General features: G+C 59.6%; 1 protein-coding gene. It reads left to right on the top strand.

What is annotated here, in order from left to right:
- The first annotated feature begins 67 nt into the window (after nt 1-67).
- Nucleotides 68-1,417 (top strand): IS30 family transposase, encoded by a 1,350-nt coding sequence (locus R2N16_RS25385; RefSeq protein ID WP_316669809.1) that lies wholly within the window; start codon nt 68-70, stop codon nt 1,415-1,417.
- Nucleotides 1,418-1,437: the final 20 nt, after the last annotated feature.

The following is a 1,437-nucleotide window of genomic DNA, read 5'->3' as shown; positions in this document are numbered from 1 at the left end:
GGCGGATTCAACCGGTCGTCGCAACACCGTTATAGAGAAGGTGTTTATGGGACGACCAGCGGGGTGGATGCAGAAGTTGACGGGGCGAGGAGCGATGCGCTCGCCAGGCGCGCCTTCGCTTCGGCGTGAGACGGAGCGGCGGTTCTGGGAGCAAATCGCAACCGGGATCACGAGCGAGAGGGCTGCCGAGGCGGTCGGTGTGTCGCAGGCGGTAGGCTCTCGCTGGTTTCGTCATCGGGGCGGGATGCCATTGTTCATGTCGAAACCTGTGTCTGAAAGGTACTTGTCATTTGCGGAGCGAGAAGAGATTGGGCTGCTCCGCGCCCAAGACGTCGGCGTGCGGGAGATAGCTCGCCGTATAGGACGAAGCCCCTCAACGGTCTCACGGGAGCTCACACGTAACGCCGCAACCCGTGGTGGAAAGCTTGAGTACCGGGCTTCAGTCGCGCAGTGGAAGGCAGAACTGATGGTCAGAAGACCGAAGCAGGCAAAGCTGGTGAGTCACCCGAAGCTGCGCCACTATGTCCAAGACCGCTTGGAGGGAAAAATACATGACGCTGATGGACGTGAGATAGCTGGCCCTCGGCAGGCACCGTTCAAGGGTCGAAACAAGCCACATCGCGGCGATCGCAAATGGGTCAACGGCTGGTCACCGGAGCAAATTTCCTGCAGGTTAAAGATCGACTTCCCGGATGATGAATCCATGCGGATATCTCACGAAGCCATCTACCAGGCTCTGTACATTCAGGGCCGAGGCGCCCTCAAGCGCGAGCTGGTGAGCTGTTTGCGTACCGGGCGAGCATTGCGCGTACCGCGGGCGAGGGCCCAGGCCAAAGCGTGGGCGCACGTGAGCGAGGAGGTGATGATCTCCAGCAGGCCCGCAGAAGCGGAAGATCGCGCTGTGCCAGGCCATTGGGAGGGTGATCTGATCATTGGCCTGAACCGGTCAGCGATTGGGACGCTAGTAGAGCGATCAAGTCGGTTCACCATGCTTGTTCACCTGCCTCGCGAGAAAGGCTATGGCCTGACTCCTCGAACAAAGAACGGCCCGGCGCTGGCTGGCTACGGAGCCATCACCATGGCCAACGCGCTCAAGAGAACTGTGACGACGCTGCCAAGCCAGCTATGGCAGTCATTGACTTGGGACCGTGGTAAAGAACTATCCGACCACGCCCGCTTCACCATCGAGTCCGGAGTTGATGTCTTCTTTGCCGACCCTCACAGCCCATGGCAGCGCGGCACGAACGAGAACACGAACGGACTTCTGCGCCAATACTTCCCGAAAGGCACCGACCTGTCCCGGTGGAGTGACCGAGAGATCCAAGCAGTAGCTAACGCGCTGAACAGCAGACCACGGAAAACGCTTGGTTGGAAGACGCCGGCCGAAGTATTGAACGAGCATCTAATATCTGCATGACAACCCGGTGTTGCGACGAC

The sequence above is a fragment of the Ralstonia psammae genome, assembly GCF_958405935.1.
Taxonomy (GTDB): Bacteria; Pseudomonadota; Gammaproteobacteria; order Burkholderiales; family Burkholderiaceae; genus Ralstonia; species Ralstonia psammae.
Note: the sequence above shows the minus strand (reverse complement) of the source record. Positions and strands in the feature narration are given on the sequence as shown.

Coding starts and splice junctions, on each gene's coding strand:
- R2N16_RS25385 (WP_316669809.1), top strand. CDS start 68: ATGCAGAAGTTGACGGGGCGAGGAGCGATGCGCTCGCCAGGCGCGCCT.